Origin of the sequence: Petrimonas sulfuriphila, assembly GCA_038561985.1 — a bacterium.
Classification (GTDB): domain Bacteria; phylum Bacteroidota; class Bacteroidia; order Bacteroidales; family Dysgonomonadaceae; genus Petrimonas; species Petrimonas sulfuriphila.
On record CP073276.1, the window covers coordinates 942,842 to 962,833 of the forward strand.

At 45.3% G+C, this 19,992-nt stretch carries 15 protein-coding genes and 1 tRNA gene; 10 read left to right on the forward strand and 6 right to left on the reverse strand.

Annotated features, from left to right (window positions below; translation table 11 throughout):
- Nucleotides 1–3 precede the first annotated feature (3 nt).
- The 6 genes from KCV26_03765 to KCV26_03790 all read left to right on the forward strand — a co-directional run bounded on the left by KCV26_03765 (nt 4) and on the right by KCV26_03790 (nt 9,436).
- Nucleotides 4–1,074 carry an FtsX-like permease family protein gene (locus KCV26_03765; GenBank protein ID WZX37510.1) on the forward strand — a complete coding sequence of 357 codons (1,071 nt, stop codon included), beginning with the start codon at nt 4–6 and terminating at the stop codon, nt 1,072–1,074.
- A gap of 48 nt (nt 1,075–1,122) precedes the next feature.
- Nucleotides 1,123–3,468 (forward strand): ABC transporter permease, encoded by a 2,346-nt coding sequence (locus tag KCV26_03770; GenBank protein ID WZX37511.1) that lies wholly within the window; start codon nt 1,123–1,125, stop codon nt 3,466–3,468.
- Between the two features lie 155 nt (nt 3,469–3,623).
- Nucleotides 3,624–3,803 carry a hypothetical protein gene (locus tag KCV26_03775; protein WZX37512.1) on the forward strand — a complete coding sequence of 60 codons (180 nt, stop codon included), beginning with the start codon at nt 3,624–3,626 and terminating at the stop codon, nt 3,801–3,803.
- 121 nt (nt 3,804–3,924) lie between these two features.
- Nucleotides 3,925–6,246 (forward strand): ABC transporter permease, encoded by a 2,322-nt coding sequence (locus KCV26_03780; GenBank protein ID WZX37513.1) that lies wholly within the window; start codon nt 3,925–3,927, stop codon nt 6,244–6,246.
- Nucleotides 6,247–6,296: 50 nt separating this feature from the next.
- Nucleotides 6,297–8,714 carry an ABC transporter permease gene (locus tag KCV26_03785; protein WZX37514.1) on the forward strand — a complete coding sequence of 806 codons (2,418 nt, stop codon included), beginning with the start codon at nt 6,297–6,299 and terminating at the stop codon, nt 8,712–8,714.
- Nucleotides 8,715–8,761: 47 nt separating this feature from the next.
- Nucleotides 8,762–9,436 (forward strand): ABC transporter ATP-binding protein, encoded by a 675-nt coding sequence (locus KCV26_03790; GenBank protein ID WZX37515.1) that lies wholly within the window; start codon nt 8,762–8,764, stop codon nt 9,434–9,436.
- A 62-nt stretch (nt 9,437–9,498) separates the two neighbouring features.
- Here KCV26_03790 and KCV26_03795 read toward each other — a convergent pair.
- Nucleotides 9,499–9,585, reverse strand: a tRNA-Ser gene (locus KCV26_03795).
- Between the two features lie 125 nt (nt 9,586–9,710).
- Between KCV26_03795 and mltG the strand changes: the two genes are divergently transcribed.
- Nucleotides 9,711–10,751 carry an endolytic transglycosylase MltG gene (gene mltG / locus KCV26_03800; GenBank protein WZX37516.1) on the forward strand — a complete coding sequence of 347 codons (1,041 nt, stop codon included), beginning with the start codon at nt 9,711–9,713 and terminating at the stop codon, nt 10,749–10,751.
- A 6-nt stretch (nt 10,752–10,757) separates the two neighbouring features.
- Here the strand turns inward: mltG and KCV26_03805 are convergent, their stop codons facing one another.
- From KCV26_03805 to KCV26_03815, 3 genes are all read right to left on the reverse strand, one after another.
- Nucleotides 10,758–11,582 carry an aldo/keto reductase gene (locus tag KCV26_03805; GenBank protein ID WZX37517.1) on the reverse strand — a complete coding sequence of 275 codons (825 nt, stop codon included), beginning with the start codon at nt 11,580–11,582 and terminating at the stop codon, nt 10,758–10,760.
- 2 nt (nt 11,583–11,584) lie between these two features.
- The gene (locus tag KCV26_03810; GenBank protein WZX37518.1) at nt 11,585–12,520 is read right to left on the reverse strand and encodes a bifunctional riboflavin kinase/FAD synthetase; all 936 of its coding nucleotides are present in this window, start codon (nt 12,518–12,520) and stop codon (nt 11,585–11,587) included.
- 113 nt (nt 12,521–12,633) lie between these two features.
- Complete coding sequence (locus KCV26_03815) at nt 12,634–13,824, reverse strand: pyridoxal phosphate-dependent aminotransferase family protein (protein ID WZX37519.1); 1,191 nt, start codon at nt 13,822–13,824, stop codon at nt 12,634–12,636.
- A gap of 275 nt (nt 13,825–14,099) precedes the next feature.
- Here KCV26_03815 and KCV26_03820 point away from each other — a divergent pair, with 275 nt between their 5' ends.
- From KCV26_03820 to KCV26_03830, 3 genes are all read left to right on the forward strand, one after another.
- Complete coding sequence (locus KCV26_03820; GenBank protein ID WZX37520.1) at nt 14,100–14,621, forward strand: ferritin; 522 nt, start codon at nt 14,100–14,102, stop codon at nt 14,619–14,621.
- 176 nt (nt 14,622–14,797) lie between these two features.
- On the forward strand, nt 14,798–15,103 hold the full coding sequence (locus KCV26_03825) for a hypothetical protein (GenBank protein ID WZX37521.1): 306 nt from the start codon (nt 14,798–14,800) through the stop codon (nt 15,101–15,103).
- A gap of 15 nt (nt 15,104–15,118) precedes the next feature.
- Entirely contained in the window at nt 15,119–16,024 is a 906-nt protein-coding gene (locus KCV26_03830) for a TraB/GumN family protein (GenBank protein ID WZX37522.1), read from the forward strand.
- 6 nt (nt 16,025–16,030) lie between these two features.
- On the opposite strand, the gene rlmD is transcribed toward KCV26_03830, so the two are convergent.
- Together rlmD and KCV26_03840 are read right to left on the reverse strand one after the other, a co-directional pair.
- Nucleotides 16,031–17,443 (reverse strand): 23S rRNA (uracil(1939)-C(5))-methyltransferase RlmD, encoded by a 1,413-nt coding sequence (gene rlmD, locus KCV26_03835; protein WZX37523.1) that lies wholly within the window; start codon nt 17,441–17,443, stop codon nt 16,031–16,033.
- Nucleotides 17,444–17,496: 53 nt separating this feature from the next.
- Nucleotides 17,497–19,989: a DUF4982 domain-containing protein gene (locus KCV26_03840; protein WZX37524.1), complete on the reverse strand. Its 2,493-nt coding sequence runs from the start codon at nt 19,987–19,989 to the stop codon at nt 17,497–17,499.
- Between the last annotated feature and the right edge of the window lie 3 nt (nt 19,990–19,992).

Genomic DNA, 19,992 nt, shown 5'->3' on the forward strand with positions numbered 1-19,992 from the left:
TTTATGCAAACTTCCGATTGGGGAATACAAACAAAAAACACCATTCAGGTAGGCGTTATGGGAGGTCCCAATAAAAAAGTTATTCTTGAGGAGATTAAGCAATTGGCCACCGTTGAAGAAATTTGCCCCACCGAATTATTCACAGTTAGCAACGAAGCTGGACCTTTTTCTCAAAACAATGTGAATTGGGAAGGCAGGCAACCCGATTACAGGCCTTTTTTCCAGACAGTGGATGTGGGGTTGAATTTTGCCTCATTTTTCGGATTGGAAATAATACAAGGACGCGATTTTACGGAAGCTGATTGGAAGACGGATGTTGCCAAAACGTTAATCAATGAAGAGGCTGCCCGCGTAATGCAACTGACAGATCCGATTGGGCAGAAAATAGAAATCGACCTTGATTATTATACACCCGAAGGGCCTGGTAGGGGAACGATGGAAATAATTGGCGTATTTCGTGATTTTCACGGCATCGGGCTTAAACAACCCATTATGCCGATGATACTGAAAAGCGTATCGTCGTGGCGCGAAACTATTTATTACGTGCGCTCCACACCAGGAACGGAAACGGAGACGCTACAGTCCATCCGTTCAATTTTAGAAGAGTATATTGAAGAATCTCAGGTTTCTAAGATTCCGCTCATAACAATGACCGACTTATTAAACAAACTAAGCCAACCCGAGCAGGATCTGTTGAAACTTTTCCTCACCGTTTCTTTGCTCTGTATTCTGATTGCCGTTTTCGGCATCTATTCCGTGTCGCAGCGCGAAACGCAACGCCGCCGCAAGGAAATTGCCATTCGCAAAACGGCGGGAGCGAAAACGCGCGAGATAATGGTGATGTTCATTCGCGAGTACCTGATTATTACGCTTGCAGCGTGCGCCGGGGCGTTCCCGTTGGCCGGATTATTTATGCACCGTTGGCTGCAAGGGTTTGCCTATCGCATTTCCATTTCGTGGTGGATGTTTGCGGTGGTGAGTTTGGTTGTGGCGGTTATCGTGCTGCTTACAATTTTTAGTCAGGTAAACAGAGCGTCAAATCAAAATCCGGCGGAGGTGGTGAAATCGGAATAAAAGTCTAAAGTCTTGACTCTTAACTTTTATCATCTAAAAAACAAGTATATGTTCAAAACGGCACTTAAATTAATATTCCGAAATTGGTGGCGCAACAAAACGTTCACACTTATTTCCATCCTCAGCCTTACCGTGGGTATTGCTTGCACGGCTCTGCTGATTTCTTTCGTCAGCTACGAATACGGAATCGAGAAGAACAATCCCAACCGCAATAAACTGGTGTGGGTGATGCAGGATATGCCGTCCAACCCCGGAGAAAAAGTGGCGTATATGAGCAGCGATGTTCCCAAACAACTGCAAGAGAAGTATCCCGAAATGGAAGGGTTCCTGCAACTGAACAGTTTTGGCATGAAGTATATCGAGGTGAACAACCAACATCTTGAGCCAATGGAAATTCTCAACGTGGATGCCTCTTTTCCGGAATTCTTTCCGTTCGAACTGCTGTACGGTTCATGGAACGCTTTCCACAATCCGCAGTCGATCGTTCTTAGCGAAAAGCAGACACAAAAGTTTTTCGGCAACGAAAACGCTCTGGGAAAACAGATTACGGTGTGTAAGGAGGACGGTTTCGGCTCGGAAAAAATAATCGTTTACACGGTTGGGGCAGTAACAAAAAGCCGCACGCAGTCGGCCATTATCTTCGACGGGCTTGTCTGCGACCCCGAAAACAACTGGGGCGGTCCCACACTGTTGATGATGCCGGTGCATACAGACCGCTCCCAATTTGAAGAAAAGGTGAAGAAAGACCGGATACCGACGCTCGCAGGAGGACAGTATTATTTTTATTCGTTCGATCAATCCATTTCATCCACTTATAACCAGCAACAACTCAATTACTGGCATTACAGAAAAAACAGCCTGTTGCTCGTCGGGCTGATTTCCGCGATCCTGGTGTTCCTCACGGCAGTGTTCAATTACGTGAACATGAGTTTTTCACGCGTCCTGCAACAGGTAAAAGCACTCCACACACAAAAATTGATGGGTGCCCGCGCATCCGATGTGCGGATACAGATTTTTGCGGACACCTTCCTTGCCGTTCTCATCTCTTTCGTATTGGCAATACTGATGATGCACGATTTGCTGCCGGTTTTCAACCAGGTGGTGTCGGTCGATTTTTCACCGGGATATTTCTACAGCAAAGATTTTTACCCGATACTGATACTGTTCATTGTTGTGCTTACGGTGATCCCGGCCTGGATAATGAGCCGGAAAATCAGCCGCCTGTCGGGAAGCGACTACCGCCTGTTTTTCGCTACCCGTAAAAACCGATGGATTGGCACGTTGATTACCGTGCAGTTTGTTGTTGCTTTCGCTTTGATCATCGCCACCCTTACGGCAAACCGGCAGGTAAGCCTGGTGAAACAAACCGGCAACCGGTACCGGAACCTGATAGAGATATCTGGGGTGATGGAGATTCAGGAACTTCAAAAACTGACATCCCGGTTAAAAAATATTCCCGGCGTATCCGGTGTTTCCATAGGAAACCTGCCCGTGATGAACTCATGGATTATGCACGGCACGTTACGAAAAGAAACCGGGGAAGAAATTGAAACGGCGGTGCTGCAACTCTCGGGAGATGAAGAATTATTAGACATACTTAATCTCCGGCAACTTTCGGGAGACGATTGGAGGTCATCATTCCAAATCAATCCATATTCGGTACTGGTGAACAAGACGTTTGTCGATATATTGGGCAAACGGGAAACGGAGTTAACGAACGAGCCCTTATCCAAGTATTTCGATGTGGGAGATTCGGTATCCGTTATCGCCGGAGTAGTGGAAGATTTTCACTTCAATTCCTTAGAAGAAAAAACAACGTCGTTTGTGATAGGGCGATATGCTTATGATCCGAGATACACCAGCACATTGCGTGTCAGGCTCGACGGCAAGAATGATTCCGAAACCTTTTCCGCCATTAAATCGGCATGGAGGCAAACCTTTCCCGATGACGGGTTCACTTACATCGACACCTATAATGAATTTATCAAACTCAACATTAAAATCTTCGAGATGTCGCGTCTGCTCAACATGTATTCGTTTATCAGCATCCTGCTTACCTGTTTCGGCTTGTTCGGTATCACATTTTATGCGGTTCGTCAACGCACCAAAGAAATCGGTATCCGAAAAATCAACGGGGCGAAAACGCCGCAACTCTTATGGTTGCTGATGAAACCGATATTTATATGGATGGCAATAGCCTTTGTGGTAGCAGTGCCGATAGCGTGGTGGTTTATAGAAAGATGGTTGCAACAGTTTGTTTACCGGATAGATGTATCGGTAAGCTCGTTTTTACTTGCATTGTTATTAGTCGCCGTTATCACATTTTTAACCGTTAACTGGCACGTATGGCGCACGGCGCGAAGCAATCCGGTGGAGAGTTTGAAATCGGAATAAAAACAAGGAATTAACGTGCCAATATGCTAATGAGTCAGTCTATTGCTGAGAATAAAAAGGATAACATACAAATAAACAACAGCCGGCTGTCTTAATTTTTAATTCTTCATTTTTAATTATTTATTATTGACTCTTGGCTCTAAAATCTAAAAAAAATGCAAACAAAAACAATTTTTTTCGCTCTCGCAAGCCTGTTTTTACTGACAAGTTGCACTGGTAAAAACAAACAACCAAAAGACGAATCGCCTTTGAATAAAACAGAACAGACCGAAGCCGTGGACACCAACAAAGTTTACGAGGTATGGGAAGTGGACGAACCGCCTGTTATGCCTTAAACCAAATTAATTCGGTTATTGACAAAACTAATAATAAACGGGTGAAGCGACTTCCAAGTCGCTTAAGAAAAGAATAAAGCGAGCCGGAACTCGCTTCACCCACTCTAAAAATCAAAAAAATATGTTCAAAACAACTCTAAAACTCATTTTCAGGAATTGGTGGCGTAACAAAACGTTCACACTCATTTCCATGCTCAGCCTTACCGTGGGCATCGCCTGCACGGCATTGTTGATTTCATTCGTCAGCTACGAATACGGCATCGAGAAAAACAATCCCAACCGCGACCAATTGGTGTGGGTGATGCAGGGATCTTCTGATGACTCGGGATCCAAATGGGCATTTATGAAAAAGGAAATCGCCGGACAACTCAAGCAAAAATATCCTGAAGTGGAAGATGTTTTGCAGTTTGGTTCGCCGTTTATAAAGTATGTTGAGGTAAATAACCAAAAGTTTGATGCACCTGTCATTCTCAATGTAGATGCTTCGTTTCCGTCGTTCTTCCCGTTCGAGTTGCTTTACGGAAGTTGGAACGCTTTCAATAATCCCAACTCCATTCTCCTGAGTGAAAAACAGGCACAATTGTTTTTTGGCGATGAAAATCCGATAGGCAAACAGATACGGATTTCCGAAGTTTTCGGAAATGACAACGATTACACGGTGGAAGGTGTAATAAAAAATCGGGAACAATCGGGTATTGCTTTCGATGCTTTATTTTGTAATCCGGATACAAAAGACGGAGGAAACACGTTTTTAAAACTCGCAAAAGGAACTAATTTGCAGCAATTTGAGCAGAAAGTAAGAAAAGAGAAATTAGCAGCGAAAGACAAAGTGTATTATTTTTATGATTTCGACGATGCTCTCTCTTTCGAAAATTCGAGACACACCAAACTGCATTCCCGAAAAGATACTTTATTACTTATCGGGTTTATTTCAGCTATTTTAGTGCTTCTTATCGCTATTTTCAATTATGTGAATTTGAGTTTTTCGCGCGTGTTGCAGCAAGTAAGAACCCTGCATACGCAAAAACTGATGGGCGCAAAACCTGTTGACGTGCGGTGGCAGATTTTTTTGGATACGTTTCTCACAGTTTTCATCTCGTTTGTACTGGCGATGTTCCTGATGCACGATTTATTGCCCGTTTTCAAACAGGTAGTGGCCGTCGATTTTTCATCGAGATATTTCTACAACAAGGACTTTTTCCCGTTACTGATGCTGTTGATTTTTCTGCTGACGGTAATTCCCGCCTTAATAATAAGCCGGAAAATCAGTCGCCTGTCGGGAAGCGATTACACCCTGTTTTTCGTAACCAGGAAAAACCGTTGGATAGCCGCTATGGTGACGGTTCAATTTATCGTTGCTTTCGCGCTTATTATCGGAACACTAACGGTAAACAAACAGGTTAATCTGGTAGAAAAGGACATAGAGCGTTACAAGGATGTGATTGAGGTGGGAAGTCCGCTTGCTAAAGAATCCATCGTGCCATTCGAGTCTCGGTTGAAAAGCATTCAAGGCATCCAAAGCTACGCTTTCAGTGAAGGTGGAGTAAATTCCATATTTGTTGGTGAAAACACTTTCCGGAAAAAGAACGGTGAAGAACAAAAAAGTAATGTGTTGCTGATTACCGGTAGCGATGGATTTGCCGAAGTATTGCAACTTAATCAGATTTCAGGTGTTGGTTGGGACAGTGCACACGAAAAGTATCCCCATCCGGTTTTCGTAAACAAAACATTTGCCGATGTAGCCGAAACATCGCCGGAGAATATGGTAGGTAATTCGTTGCGCAGTTATATTGACAACCATGACTCGTTGGCCGTTGTAGCCGGAGTGGTGGAAGATTTTTACATTGGTTCGGTGGAAAACAAAGCTATTCCTGCAATAATAAGATATAAAGATAAAACAAAGCAACTCATCAACATTTATATTCGAACGCAAAAAGGAGAAACCAAAAACGTGGTAAAATCGCTTAAACAAGCTTGGGCACAGGCATACCCCGATGATTTTTTTATGTATGGCGAAGTATATGACACTATGATTGGAGCCAACAGCAAAATCTTCGAGATGTCGCGCCTGCTCGACATGTACTCGCTGATCAGCATCCTGCTTACCTGTTTCGGGTTGTTCGGCATCACGTTTTACGCCGTGCGGCAGCGAACCAAAGAAATCGGAATCCGAAAAATAAACGGGGCGAAAACGCCGCAACTCTTATGGCTGCTGATGAAACCGATGTTCGTGTGGTTGGCGGTGGGATTTGTGGTTGCCGCGCCGTTGGCGTGGTGGCTGATGGAACGGTGGCTGCAGCAGTTTGTTTACCGGATAGATGTATCGGTAAGCTCGTTTTTACTTGCATTGTTATTAGTCGCCGTTATCACATTTTTAACCGTTGGCTGGCACGTGTGGCGCATGGCGCGGAGCAATCCGGTGGAAAGTTTGAAGGCAGAGTAAAGTCAAAGTCTATTAAATAAAACTATATTTATTAAAATATAAGATAAATAATGAAATTACTAGCATTGCCGTTTAGAGTTTTAGGCCGATTCAGACTGTATTCAATTGTCAACATGTTGGGATTGGCAATAAGTCTGGCGTGTGTTATTGTTATTACGAGGTATATCAATCAGGAAACTACCGTAAATCATTTTGCTTCGGATCTGAAACACACTTACATCTTATCGATAGAGAATCCCGAAGACGGGCGAAAACGTTTTGGTGGAGCTACTGTACGAGCCGAAGACAACATCCCCTTTCCTCCCTTGTTGAATAATCCTTCGGTAAAAAATACAACTACATTTTTTGCATACGAAGAAGACTTTATCGTTTCAGGCAACCACCGTATCAATGTAAAAGCAATAGCTGCCGACAGCAATTTCTTTAAAATTCTACCGTTTCCAATACGTTACGGAAGCCATAAAATGATTGATCCCAGCGATGCAATCATTACCGAAAAATTCGCACAAAAGCTTTTCGGGAAAGAAAATCCAATAGGGAAAAAATTCACCCACTCTTCGGGCGACGAACTAAAAGTGGTTGGAGTTACCGGAAAGCCTTCTTCCAAATCGTTCCTCGCTTTTGATATTCTCCTTGACAAGGATCAGCGCCAATTTATGGCTATACAAGCGTTTACCCTGATCAAATTACACACAGGAGCCGATGTGCGGAAATTAAACGACAGCAATAGACAGTTAGACGAGTCGAGATCTGTCGCTCCCAATCCTGTCCGTCTTCAGTTGTTTCCCTTGAAAGATTTTTACTTCGACCGTACACACGAGGTATGGAAAATAACACGTAACAATGATCTTTCGGTATTTGTGAAGGGGAACAGAGATGCCGTGAAAATACTTCTCGTTGTAGGTATACTCATCTTGTTGGTGGGGCTTTTTAACCTCATCAATATCTATACGGTCATCACATTGAAACGCGGAAAGGAGTTTGGTGTAAAAAAAATATTCGGAGCCGGTAAAGGACAAATATTTTGGCAAATCTATGGTGAAAATCTCCTGATGACGCTTATTGCGGTCTTTTTAGCCTGGTTCTTCATCGAGATAGCACAATCGTATTTATCAACCCGGCTTAACTTTGAGGTGATACCAAACCCTGTGTTCAGTATCTTATTTTCAGTTTTAATCCTGATTTTTCTGCCTTTAATAACCTCACTACATCCTTATCTCAGGTATCATTATTCAAAGCCCATCGCGTCGCTCCAATCTGTATATGTGCGAGGGGTTTCACTGGCCTCACGCAAAACGTTCCTGTTTCTGCAATATGTCATCACTTTCGGGTTGATAGTTATTGCTCTCTTTTTTATGAAACAATTGAATTATATGCTAGCCGTCAATCCTGGATACAACACCAAAGATGTAATTATGGCAAGAATGATGCACCGTGATCTGAATGCTTTCAGGAGCTCCGACATGGAAGCAGCATTCCGCAAAATAAGCGAAAATGCGACTCTTGTTAGGGACAAGATGAACAAATCGCCTTTATTTTCAGACTGGGAGTTCGGGCTTCCTGTGTATAATCTGGAAGCGAAAGTTCCGATGAAACGTTCCGACAGAAGTAATTATCAACCCGTAAGTTCTGTCGGGATGTCGCCTCAATACATGAAGATGTTCGGTTTTCAGTTAAAAGAAGGCCGCTTATGGGATTCAACCGATGTGAACGGTGAATTTAAATACATCATCAATGAATCGGCTGCGAAATTATTTGAAATAACTGATATTCGAACGGTAAAACTCGAATCGCAATATAAAAGAGAAGGAGAAACAGCGCCGATTCATCAGGTAGTGGGTATAATAAAGGATTTTCATACCGGACATTTATCCAAAACGACCACACCATTAGTAATTTCTTACACTGAACGCGGTTTCCATTTCGATTACCTAATGGCACGTTTCGTTCCCGGAAAACAGAAAGAAGCTTTAGCTTATTTGGAAAATTTATACAAGGAAATTAACAACGACGCAGAATTTACGTACAGCCTACTGGAAGACGATATTGCCAAACTTTATGAAGAAGACAAACGGATAAGCCGCGTTTACCTGTTATTTTCCATCATAGCTATTCTGGTTTCCTGTATGGGATTATTTGCAATTTCGGTTTTCGATATTCGGCAACGTTACCGCGAAATTGCGTTGCGAAAAGTAAACGGTGCTACGACAAACAATATCATGCATCTGTTTCTGAATAAATACCTGATGCTATTAGCCGTATCTTTTCTAACCGCTATTCCGATCTCATATGTTGTGATAAGCAAACACCTCGAAAATTTCGCTTATAAAATTTCCGTTTCATCATGGATAGCGATGTTTTCCGTGATATCGGCAATTATTGTAATTTTCGTATCGCTGCTTACCCTCGTGTGGCAAATAAAGACTGCCATGAGAACAAATCCCGCGAATGCACTAAAGTTGGAATAATCGCAAAGACACAATTGGTAATTAATAATTTATAATTTAAAAAAACTATGATTAAAACAGAAAACTTACAAAAAATCTTCCGCACGGAAGAAGTGGAAACCTGGGCATTGTCCGAAGTAAACATCGAAATCAACGAAGGTGAGTTTGTCGCCATTATGGGGCCGTCGGGCTGCGGAAAAACCACGTTGCTCAATATATTGGGTTTGCTGGACAACCCCACATCGGGACAGTATTTCCTCAACGGAACCGACGTATCTAAATTTACTGAAAACGAACGGACAAACTTGCGGAAAGGTATTATTGGTTTCGTGTTCCAAAGTTTCAACCTCATTGAGGAACTCAACGTGTACGAAAACATCGAGCTTCCACTCTTATATATGCGAATCCCGGCCGCCGAGCGAAAACAACGGGTGAAAGAGGCAATGAACCGTATGGCCATTTCGCATCGGGAGAAACATTTTCCGCAGCAACTTTCGGGCGGTCAGCAACAACGCGTTGCCATTGCTCGTGCCGTAGTCGCCAATCCCAAGCTTATCCTTGCTGACGAACCTACCGGAAACTTGGACAGTAAGAACGGCGCAGAAGTGATGAGTTTGCTCACTGATTTGAATAGTGAAGGAACAACCATTGTGATGGTTACGCACAGCCAACACGATGCCGGTTATGCCAACCGCATAATTAAATTGTTTGATGGCAAAGTGGTACCGGAAGTGGTGTTGTAGTCATATTCCTTAAAAGAAAATCCCTTGCAAATTATTTATTTGCAAGGGATTTTCTTTCTTAGCGGAAGCGGGGGGATTCGAACCCCCGGTACAGTTACCCGTACGTCAGTTTAGCAAACTGGTGGTTTCAGCCACTCACCCACACTTCCCGGTAGGACTTCCGACCAAATTGGGTGCAAATATACAAGATTGTTTTCATCTTGTCAAAAAAAACGGAAGATTTCTATTTAAATCTTCCTACATTTGTGCAGTTTTTCAAATCACTTTTGGACGTATGGAGCAGAAACCAAAAAGAAAAGGCAGGAAAATTTTTCTATGGGCAGTACTTTCCCTGTTGATGATAGTAATTGTGGGGGCAGTTGTTGTCAGAAAAACCATTTTCAAGCCATTCAACCTGGAAGAAACGGTGTACATTTATATCGATAACGAGAAGAACTACGAAGAGGTAATCACCCAATTAAAAAAAGCGGACCTGCCGTCGGAACAACTCTTCAGGATCTTGTCGGAAAGAATGAACTATCCCGGCAACATAAAAACCGGAAGATACGCCATTAAAGACGGGATGACCATGCTCGACGTGATTCGCGTGCTGCGTGCCGGAAATCAGACACCGGTAAAACTCACGTTCAACAATGTCCGCACCAGGGAAGACCTGGCCGGCAGGATCTCACAGCAACTGATGATGGACAGCGCCCTGCTAGCAAACGCACTGAATGATCCGGAAAAAATAAAAGAGGCCGGGTTTGACGAAAACACGCTGCCGGCCCTGTTTATCCCCAACACCTATGAAGTATACTGGGATACAAGCATTGACCATCTCCTCAACCGGATGAAAAAGGAATACGACCGATTCTGGGATGACGCCCGGAAAAGTAAAGCGGAAAAAATCGGATTGTCACCGGTGCAGGTTTCTACGCTGGCATCGATTGTGGAAGAAGAGGCCACCTACTCCGAGGAGTATCCGGTTGTGGCCGGATTGTATCTCAACCGGTTAAAAAAAGGGATGCGGCTGGAGGCTGATCCGACGGTGAAATTTGCCGTTGGCGATTTCTCGTTGCGGCGTATCTTGTTCCGCCACCTGGAAGTGGAATCACCTTATAACACCTACAGGAATACCGGATTACCACCCGGGCCAATCCGAATACCATCCATCCAGGCTATTGACGGAACCTTGTCTCCACAACAGCACAATTACCTGTTCATGTGCGCTAAAGAAGATCTGTCGGGAAAGCATAATTTTGCGGCCACTCACGCAGAGCATGCGCGCAATGCAGCGCGTTACCAGCGAGCGCTCAATGAAAGGGGTATCTTTTAAAACACCTCAGAAAGTTATCTCGTCGGGGTGGATACCCGTCCGGTAATTTCTGTCGAGTGACCGGATGAACTGCATCTCTTCCGAGGTGAGTTCAAAATCAAAAATATCCAGGTTGGCTTGTTGCCGTTCTTTACCGGACGACTTGGGAATAGCAATCACTCCACGCTGAAGATTCCACCTCAACACGACCTGAGCGGTTGATTTTCCATACCTCCCTCCTATTTCCTGCAATACCTGCTCTTTGAGAAGAGGGATCTTATTGCTACCCAACGGGCTCCAGGCTTCACATATGATTCCGTTTTCGGCACAGAACCCGACCAAATCATCCAATACCACATAAGGATGCATCTCGACCTGGTTCACAGCCGGTGGAATGTTTGCCTCTTCCAGAATTGTTTCAAGATGATGTTGCAGGTGGTTGCTTAATCCAATGGCTTTCGCTTTTCCCGAAGCGTAGATCTTCTCCATTTCCCGCCAGGTGGAAACAAGTTTATTTTTTACGGGCCAGTGGACCAGGTAAAGATCGATGTAGTCGATATCCAACAGTTGCATGCTTCTGTCGAAAGCCTGCGGAACGGCGTCTTTCACCACATCATCCCCCCAAAGTTTGGTGGTAATAAAGATCTCTTCACGCGGTATTCCGCTCTCACGAATAGCTTTGCCGATCGGAGCTTCGTTGCCGTATAAAGTTGCCGTGTCAATATGCCTGTAACCCACATCCAAAGCCGTCCTTATAGCACGATAAACATCATTATCTGTTTTTCCAATTCTGTAGGTTCCTAGACCCAGCATAGGTATTTTGATACCGTTATTCAATAAAGTATATTCCATGTTTATACGTTTTTCAACCGTTTTATCACATTGTCCTTATCCCGGTATATTTGTTCAATAAGCCGTTGAATACTTTCAAATTTTTCATCCCCACGGATGAAATCGATAAATTCAACCGTCAGCGACTCGTTGTACAGGTCTCCGTCAAAATCAAAAATATTTACTTCTACACTGATCTCCGTTCCGTTTTGCAATGTCGGGCGCGTACCGACATACAACATTCCCTGATGTGTTCTATCCCTAAAGTGAACCAACACGGCGTAAACTCCGAGCAGGGGAATTACTTTATATTTCTCCCAAGCCTTCACGTTAGCAGTCGGAAAGCCGATAGTACGCCCTACCTGGTAACCTTCCACAATTTTTCCCGACAGGGTGTAATTGTAAGTCAGCAACTGATTGGCTTTCGCAATTTCGCCTTTCATCAACAAGCGCCTGATCCGCGAAGAACTCACATCTTCGTCATCCACACGCATCTCCGTAGCCTGAATAATGTTCATCCCCACGGCTTTGCCGTATAATACATACTCCTCAATGCCCTCTTCCCGATTGTGTCCGAACCGGTGATCGTAACCAACCAGCATCGTGTGGACGTGAATCTTCTCTTTCAGTATCCGGGTAATAAATTCACTGGCCGTCAGCTTCGACAGCTCCCTGGTAAACGGCAAACTGATGCAATAATCTATTCCTGTTTCAGCCAACTGCTCCAGTTTTTCTTCATAACCGCAAAGCAGTTTAGGCTGATAATCGGCGTGCAGCACCTTTCTCGGATGCACAGGAAAAGTGATCACGGCTGACGGCAGACCCAACCGGCCAGCTTCCGTTTTCACCTGTTCTATCAGGTGTCGGTGGCCGATGTGAACTCCGTCAAAAAAGCCCAGAGTACCGGCGACTTCGGGCAGTCCCGTTTCAATTCTATGAGTTAAATCAATGACTTGCAAAATCTCTTCTTTTGTGAGTACTCTTAACGTTTGAACGTTGTTTTTGGTTTTTGGCACGTAACAAAAGACCCCGAAACAGAATTTCGAGGTCTCACCACCGTCTGTGCCGTATGTTAGATTACGCCAAACTTCCTGAACATTTTTTCGATATGATCTATGGCGTAGTCAATTTGTTCGTATGTATGTGTAGCCATCAACGAGAAACGGAGAAGGGTTTCGTTGGGTGCAACGGCAGGCGGAACAACCGGATTCACAAAAATCCCTTCCTCAAACAGTTGTTTCGTAATGGCAAACGTTTTCTCGTCGCTGCGTATATAGAGCGGAATAATCGGCGTGGAAGTAGGTCCTACCTCGAACCCGCGGTCTTTGAATTGCTGAATGGTGTAATGCGTCAGCTCCCACAAATTCTTTATCCTTTCGGGTTCCGCACGCAAGATATCCAGAGCTGCAGATGCAGCGGCTGTAGCAGCAGGTGTTATGCTCGCACTAAAAATATAAGTTCGGGCATTGTGTCTCAGGTAGTTGATCGTGTGATAATCCCCCGCGATGAACCCACCGATAGAGGCCAGGGATTTGCTGAAAGTCCCCATAATAAGGTCCACATCGGGAAGCAATCCGAAATGGTCGCAAGTCCCCTTTCCGTTGTACCTCTTTCCCAAAACTCCCAAGCCGTGCGCTTCATCTACCATGATGTTGGCGTTATACTTTCTGGCCAGCTTAACAATTCCCGGCAAATCCGCCAGATCTCCTTCCATACTGAATACGCCATCCACCACAATCAGTTTCACTTTGTTGGGATCGCAGCGCTTCAGTTGTCTTTCGAGCGATACCATATCGTTGTGACGGAATTTGAACTTGGTAGAGAAAGAGACACGAATACCTTCGATAATGGAAGCGTGGTTCCTTTCGTCCCAAATGATGTAATCCTCTCGTCCGGTAACCGCACCCAGCACCCCTTCGTTAACCGTGAATCCGGTGGAGAAAACGATGGCGTCATCTTTTCTTAAAAAATTTGCCAGCTTACGCTCGAGTTCTATATGAATATCCAGTGTCCCGTTTAAAAAACGGGAACCTGCCATACCTGTTCCGTATTTTTGGGTGGCTTCAACAGCTGCTTCTTTTACTTTTGGATGATTGGTGAGTCCCAAGTAAGCGTTTGATCCAAACATCAACACTTTCTTACCGTTGATAACCACCTCCGTATCCTGATCGCTTTCGATAACCCTGAAATATGGATAAATGCCTGCCGATTTAAATTTCTGCGGAGCATCATATTTCATCATTTTCTCTTTTAACAGATTCATCAGATAAAAATTAAAATGAGTTGGATATTTTATCTATTTCCAATAAAAACCAGGATACAAAGATACGAATATTTCTCATAATGCGAAGTGGGCGGGTAAAAATATACCTACGAAGAAAAGTGTCTGACAATAAGAGACTTCATCGCTATTTCACTCCTGTTTCGTGCTATTGAAAAACCGGTCGTGGTGTATAAAAAGCAAAATCAAACGTAAACATTTTCAGGAGAAAAACGTTTAACAGGGTAGGATTAACGAATCATTTAAAAACGAACACTATGGTAAGTAAAAATTTAGAAAAAGCTATTAACGAACAAGTTAATGCAGAATTCTGGTCGGCCTATCTCTATCTGTCCATGTCGGCTCATTTCGCCAATGAGGGATTGATGGGGTTTGCAAACTGGTTTAGAGTACAGTTTCAGGAAGAACAAGATCACGCCCTCAAATTCATGGACTACCTGATTGCCAAAGGCAATCAGGTCGAACTGAAACCGATTGGGAAAGTAGATACGTCGTGGGAATCGATATTGAAAGCTTTTGAAGACACCCTGGCGCACGAAAAAGTGGTGACCGGACTGATTAACAACCTGGTAAGCTTAGCAAGGAACGAGAACGACTATGCAACCGAAAATATGCTTCAATGGTTTGTAAACGAGCAAGTTGAAGAAGAAGAAACCGCACAGGGAATGATTGACAGCCTGAAGTTGATCGGCACCAACGGATTCGGAATCTATACGATGGACAAAGAGCTGGCACAACGCAGTTATACTCCGCTGAACGCCACTGCAGCAGGCGCATAGATTTTTTTGTCGTACTTATTCAGGAGCCTTCTTCGTCGAAAGGCTCCTTTTTTGTTTGGTTAAATTTTCAACGAAAAGAGTCTCTGAATAAACTTTTTGGGTTTAACTTCATCTAACCTCCTGTTCTTTGTCGAACTTTGGCAAGTACAAGCATAATGTATATTAAAAACTTGAAAATGGAAAGAAAATACAAAAAGCTTCTCAAATGCATGGTGCTCGACGCTATCGGTATGGCGTCAGCTGCTTTGCCCGTCGTTGATGTTGTGTGGGCACCCATTGCGGCATCCATCAGCTACAGGATGTTCGGGGAAAAAAGGGGAAAATACACATCCGTTATCACCTTTATTGAAGAAATACTACCCGTTACCGATGTAATTCCATCGTTCACCATTTTTTGGTTTTTGTTCGATTTTCTGGGTGTCGGGGAAAAAGCAAAAACGGCCAATTCGCCTGTGGATACAGATTTTATTGAAATCAACTGATGTCGCTATAATTTTATGAATTTACGAAAACTAACCGGCTGCCTGGTCCTTTTTTTCACCCTGACAGCCTGTGCGAACACAACAGAGGAGACAAACGCGTTGTTGTGGAAAATCTCGGGAAGCGGTCTTGAATCTCCGTCCTACCTGTTTGGAACACATCATCTGGTTCCGTTGTCATTTTTAGACAGCATCACCGGCCTGGAAGAAGCGTTCGAAGCGACTGAACAAACAGTGGGGGAGCTCGATATGAACAAAATGAGCGAGATGCAGATGAAGATCATGGGTGCTGCCGTTATGCCCAACGGGTACGACTACCGGACGCTCACAAGCGAAGCGGATTTTCAGCTGCTCGACAAAACGCTGAAAGAGCTTATCGGCGTCGGGTTGGATCAGCTTGGCAGGATGAAACCGGCCATGCTGAGCAATTTAATTTCCGTCTCTTTATATCAAAAATATTATCCTGCCCTATCGGGTGGAATAAGCGTCGACCAGCACTTCCAGGAAGAGGCGGTCAGGCGTTCCCGCCCCGTACGACCGTTGGAAACGGCCGAAGAACAGATTCACCTGTTGCTGGGCACCCAGACCATCGAAAGACAGGCCGAGCTGCTTACCTGCATGGTGAATCATCCCGGGATGCTGAAAGAGCAAATGGACAGGTTGCAAACGGCGTACATGGCTCAGGACATTAACGCGCTGAACGCTTTGTACGAAGAGGAGTTGCCCGGAGATCCCTGCCCCGGCACCCCGGAAGAAAAAGACGCGATGAACAAGGACCGGAACGAGAGGTGGTTAAAACTCCTTCCGGATATTATGCGGGAAAAACCATCGTTCATCGCTGTCGGATGCCTTCACCTGGTGGGCAAAGACGGACTGATCGTGGGACTACAGAAGATGGGATACCGGGTTGAACCGGTGAAATAGGCAAAACTAGGTCCGTCTCTCCAGCAAGGCCACATTCTCCACGTGATGGGTTTGCGGAAACATATCCACCGGCTGTACGCGGGCGACCCGGTATTTACTGTCCAGCAGGTTGAGGTCTCGCGCCTGAGTGGCAGGATTGCAACTTACATAAACAATCCGCTGCGGTTCGGCAAAAATAATGGCCTCGATCACATCGTCATGCATCCCGGCTCGGGGAGGATCGGTGATGATCACATCGGGACGGCCATGTTCACGAATAAAATCTTCCGTCAGAATTTTTCTCATATCTCCGGCAAAAAACGACGTGTTTTCGATATTGTTGTTGCGTGAATTTTTTCGCGCATCCTCGACAGCCTCTTCCACAAATTCAATCCCGATAACTTTTCCAGCATTTCGCGCAACAAAATTGGCAATCGTTCCCGTTCCGGTATACAGATCATACACCCGTTCACTGCCCGATAACCCGGCAAACTCCCGCGCAATCTTATACAGGTTGTAAGCCTGACGGCTATTGGTCTGGTAAAACGATTTCGGACCTATTTTAAATTGCAGGCCTTCCATTTCTTCCACAATATACTCACGCCCTTTCCAACAGATTACTTCCTGGTCGGTAATGGTGTCATTGGCCTTCCGGTTAATGATGTAGAGCAGCGAAGTGATTTGCGGAAACTTGCCGGCAAGAAAATTCAAGAGCATCTCCCTTTTTTCAGCATCATCTTCGTAAAACACTACAATAACCATCCACTCTCCAACAGAGGTGTTGCGCAGGATAAGCGTACGCATCAGCCCGGTCTGGTTACGGAGGTCGAAAAACGAGAAATTGTTTTTCAGGCAAAAATCCCGGGCAGCATTCCGTATTTGGTTAGACAGGTCGTCCTGCAACCAGCATTTGTTTATATCAAGCACTTTATCGAACATACCGGGGATATGAAACCCCAACGCATCCATCTGCCTGAGCTCACTCCCTGAGCTAATCTCCTTCTCCGTCAGCCACCGTTTATCGGAAAAAGTAAATTCCAGTTTGTTCCGGTAAAAAGTGGTTTCAGGAGCGCCCAGAATGGGTGAAATTTCCGGCAATTCTACCTTGCCGATGCGCGTCAGGTTATCCTCAACCTGTTTTTGTTTGTATTTCAACTGTTCCCCATAAGGCAGGATCTGCCACTTACAGCCCCCGCATGTTCCAAAATGTTCGCAAAAAGGGTCCGCCCTGTTTTCGGAAAACGATTCAAACCGGGTCACTTTGCCTTCAGCGTAATTACTTTTCTTTTTGGTGATCTGTATATCGGCCACATCACCGGGAACGGCATACGGGACAAAAACCGTCATTCCGTCCACCCGGGCAATTGCTTTGCCTTCTGCCGCTACACCGGTAACAGGTACCTTTTCCAATAAAGGAAGTTGCTTTCTCTTTTTTGCCATTGCCTATTTTTTTGAAGGTGCAAAGGTATGCAATATTCCATTCAGCCCGTCATCTATTTTACCAGAATCTCAATCCTTCCGCTTTGTACTCCTTTTGCTTTTGCCTCCAGCACGATCGTTCCCGGTTCTTCTCCGGCCTGCACCAACGCAGTAAGCTGTCCGCTAAAAAGCTTCATTCTGGGGAGTTGGAACGATTCCAGACTGGCTGCATTTCCATTGGCAACAGCTTTAAATACACCGGCACCTTTTACCGTAAAAGAAATTTCCCTGTCTTCAACCGGGCAGAAATTTCCAGCTTTATCCACAAGCTTCACGTTGACGAACGAAATGTCCTCGCCGTCAGCGTTAATCACGTTGCGATCGGCCTGCATAACAACGCGATACGGTTTTCCAGCGGTACGCACTTCTTTCTCGGCAACCGCTTTTCCGTTGTTGTCGTACGCCACCACCTTCACCGTTCCCGGTTCATAACGGGTATCCATCCACATCAACCGGTAGCGCTTCTGCCGTTCGAAACTCTTTTGCGCTTCTGTCGTATAACTTCCTTCAAGCGGGACAGACAGTTCCTTAGTACGTTTTCCCTGGCTTTTCCCGTTGATAAACAACTCTGCCGACGGATAACTGGTGTACACAAAAACGGGCGTCACTTCCCCTTCACGCCCTTCCCAATTCCAGTGGGGCAGGATGTGCAGCGTTTCTTCCTCTTTATTCCAGTGGCTGCGATAGAGATAAAAACGGTCCTTGGGAATTCCCGCCAGATCAACCGCGCCAAAAAGGGAGCTGTGACTGGGCCACGCGCTGTAGTATGGCGTCGGTTCTCCCAGGTAATCGATGCCCGTCCAGATAAACTCTCCGATGGTATACGGCAAATCTTCGTGTTGAATAAAATCATCCTCAGGAAGATTCGACCAACCGCAATGCTCTACATCGTATGAAGAGGCCTGATGATCATCGTACTGCGCCATGGATTTACGCTCCACCGGAAACTTGTATACCCCTCGGGAACTAAGCGTAGATGCCGTTTCACTGCCTAAGATTACCTGTTGCGGTAAGCGGTCGTACGCCTCCTGATAACGAAACGGACGATAATTGAATCCTGGAACCTCCATCACGGCCCCCATGTTGTTGGAAAGCACATGGTCGGGACGGTCCATTCCGTTGGTTACCGGACGAGTCGGGTCTTCGCGGTGGCAAATATCTTGCAGGAAACGTGCCACCCTTGAACCGTGCTTGTCACTTTGCTCCTCTACTTCATTGCCTATGCACCACATCACCACACTGGGATTGTTCCGATAATGATGCAGCACGTTCGTCAGGTCCTTCTCCGCCCACTCGTTAAAATAGCGGTTGTAGCCGTTTTTCACTTTCGGAATGGCCCATTCGTCAAACGTTTCCACCATCAGCATCATTCCCATTTCATCGGCAATCCGAACATATTCAGGTGCAGGCATATTGTGTGAAGTGCGGATAGCGTTTACACCCATATCCTGCATCGTACGGATCTGGCGACGGATGGCAGCTTCGTTCACTGCAGCCCCCAGCGGTCCCAAATCGTGATGCAGGCATACACCCTGAAATTTTATCTTCTCGCCATTCAGGTAAAAACCGTCGTTGGGCTTAATCTCCAGGGTACGTATGCCGAAAGGCGTAGTGTACTCGTCAACCAATTGATTGTTTTCGTAGAGCCTGGACACCGCCGTATACAGGTTCGGCTGTTTAATCCCCCACAATTGGGGATTTTCCACGGCCAGGTTTTGTGAAAATTCACCCATGTCGGCTTTAGAGAGCGTATTCTCTGCGGAAGCGATTGTATTGAACGACTTGTCCCGGATCTCGGTAACCAGTTTCAGATTGCCTTCTCCGGAGGCATGTACCCGGGTGCGGACATTCACACGCGCAACATCTTTTTCCACAACAGGCGTTGTAACGTAAGTCCCCCAGATGGGAATGTGTGTCTTGTCCGTAACGATCAGGTGAACGTTTCGGTAGAGTCCCGCACCGGGATACCAGCGCGATTGTTCTTCAAAATTTTCGAGGCGGACTGCAAGCACATTCTCCTTTCCATCGTTGTTTATAAGACCGGTAATATCAAGATAAAACGTGTTGTATCCGTTCGGCCAATATCCAGCCTCTTTCCCGTTGACGTAAACTCGGGCATTGCTCATTGCCCCGTCGAACTGAATTTTCACCCGCTTGTCACCGGTAAAATCCGGAATCGAGAATCTATTCCTGTACCATCCGGCGCCGGTGAAAGGAAGTCCTCCCGTCCTTCCGTAATGTTCGGTCGCTTTTGTCTGACCGTCCTGGACAATAGCCATCCGGTGGATATCGTTAGACCGGTCAAACGGGCCGTAAATAGCCCAATCGTGGGGCACCTCCACCGACTGCCAAGAGGCATCGTTGAAATTTATTCCCGAGGCAGATGCGTTGTCTTCACGCGAAAACTTCCAGCCTTTTTTTAACGTTAATTGTACACGGGTTTGCGCTTCAGCAGAAAAAGTCACTGCTAGATAAAACAGAACCATCAAAAGTTGAGCTATCCTCATAAA

Excerpts from the sequence above, each read along its gene's own strand:
- KCV26_03780 (WZX37513.1), top strand. The coding sequence starts at position 3,925 with ATGTTCAAAACAACTCTAAAACTCATTTTCAGGAATTGGTGGCGTAAC.
- KCV26_03815 (WZX37519.1), bottom strand. The coding sequence starts at position 13,824 with ATGAATCTGTTAAAAGAGAAAATGATGAAATATGATGCTCCGCAGAAA.
- KCV26_03830 (WZX37522.1), top strand. The coding sequence starts at position 15,119 with ATGAATTTACGAAAACTAACCGGCTGCCTGGTCCTTTTTTTCACCCTG.
- mltG (WZX37516.1), top strand. The coding sequence starts at position 9,711 with ATGGAGCAGAAACCAAAAAGAAAAGGCAGGAAAATTTTTCTATGGGCA.
- KCV26_03840 (WZX37524.1), bottom strand. The coding sequence starts at position 19,989 with ATGAGGATAGCTCAACTTTTGATGGTTCTGTTTTATCTAGCAGTGACT.
- KCV26_03765 (WZX37510.1), top strand. The coding sequence starts at position 4 with ATGCAAACTTCCGATTGGGGAATACAAACAAAAAACACCATTCAGGTA.
- KCV26_03820 (WZX37520.1), top strand. The coding sequence starts at position 14,100 with ATGGTAAGTAAAAATTTAGAAAAAGCTATTAACGAACAAGTTAATGCA.
- KCV26_03825 (WZX37521.1), top strand. The coding sequence starts at position 14,798 with ATGGAAAGAAAATACAAAAAGCTTCTCAAATGCATGGTGCTCGACGCT.
- KCV26_03775 (WZX37512.1), top strand. The coding sequence starts at position 3,624 with ATGCAAACAAAAACAATTTTTTTCGCTCTCGCAAGCCTGTTTTTACTG.
- KCV26_03770 (WZX37511.1), top strand. The coding sequence starts at position 1,123 with ATGTTCAAAACGGCACTTAAATTAATATTCCGAAATTGGTGGCGCAAC.
- rlmD (WZX37523.1), bottom strand. The coding sequence starts at position 17,443 with ATGGCAAAAAAGAGAAAGCAACTTCCTTTATTGGAAAAGGTACCTGTT.
- KCV26_03785 (WZX37514.1), top strand. The coding sequence starts at position 6,297 with ATGAAATTACTAGCATTGCCGTTTAGAGTTTTAGGCCGATTCAGACTG.
- KCV26_03790 (WZX37515.1), top strand. The coding sequence starts at position 8,762 with ATGATTAAAACAGAAAACTTACAAAAAATCTTCCGCACGGAAGAAGTG.
- KCV26_03805 (WZX37517.1), bottom strand. The coding sequence starts at position 11,582 with ATGGAATATACTTTATTGAATAACGGTATCAAAATACCTATGCTGGGT.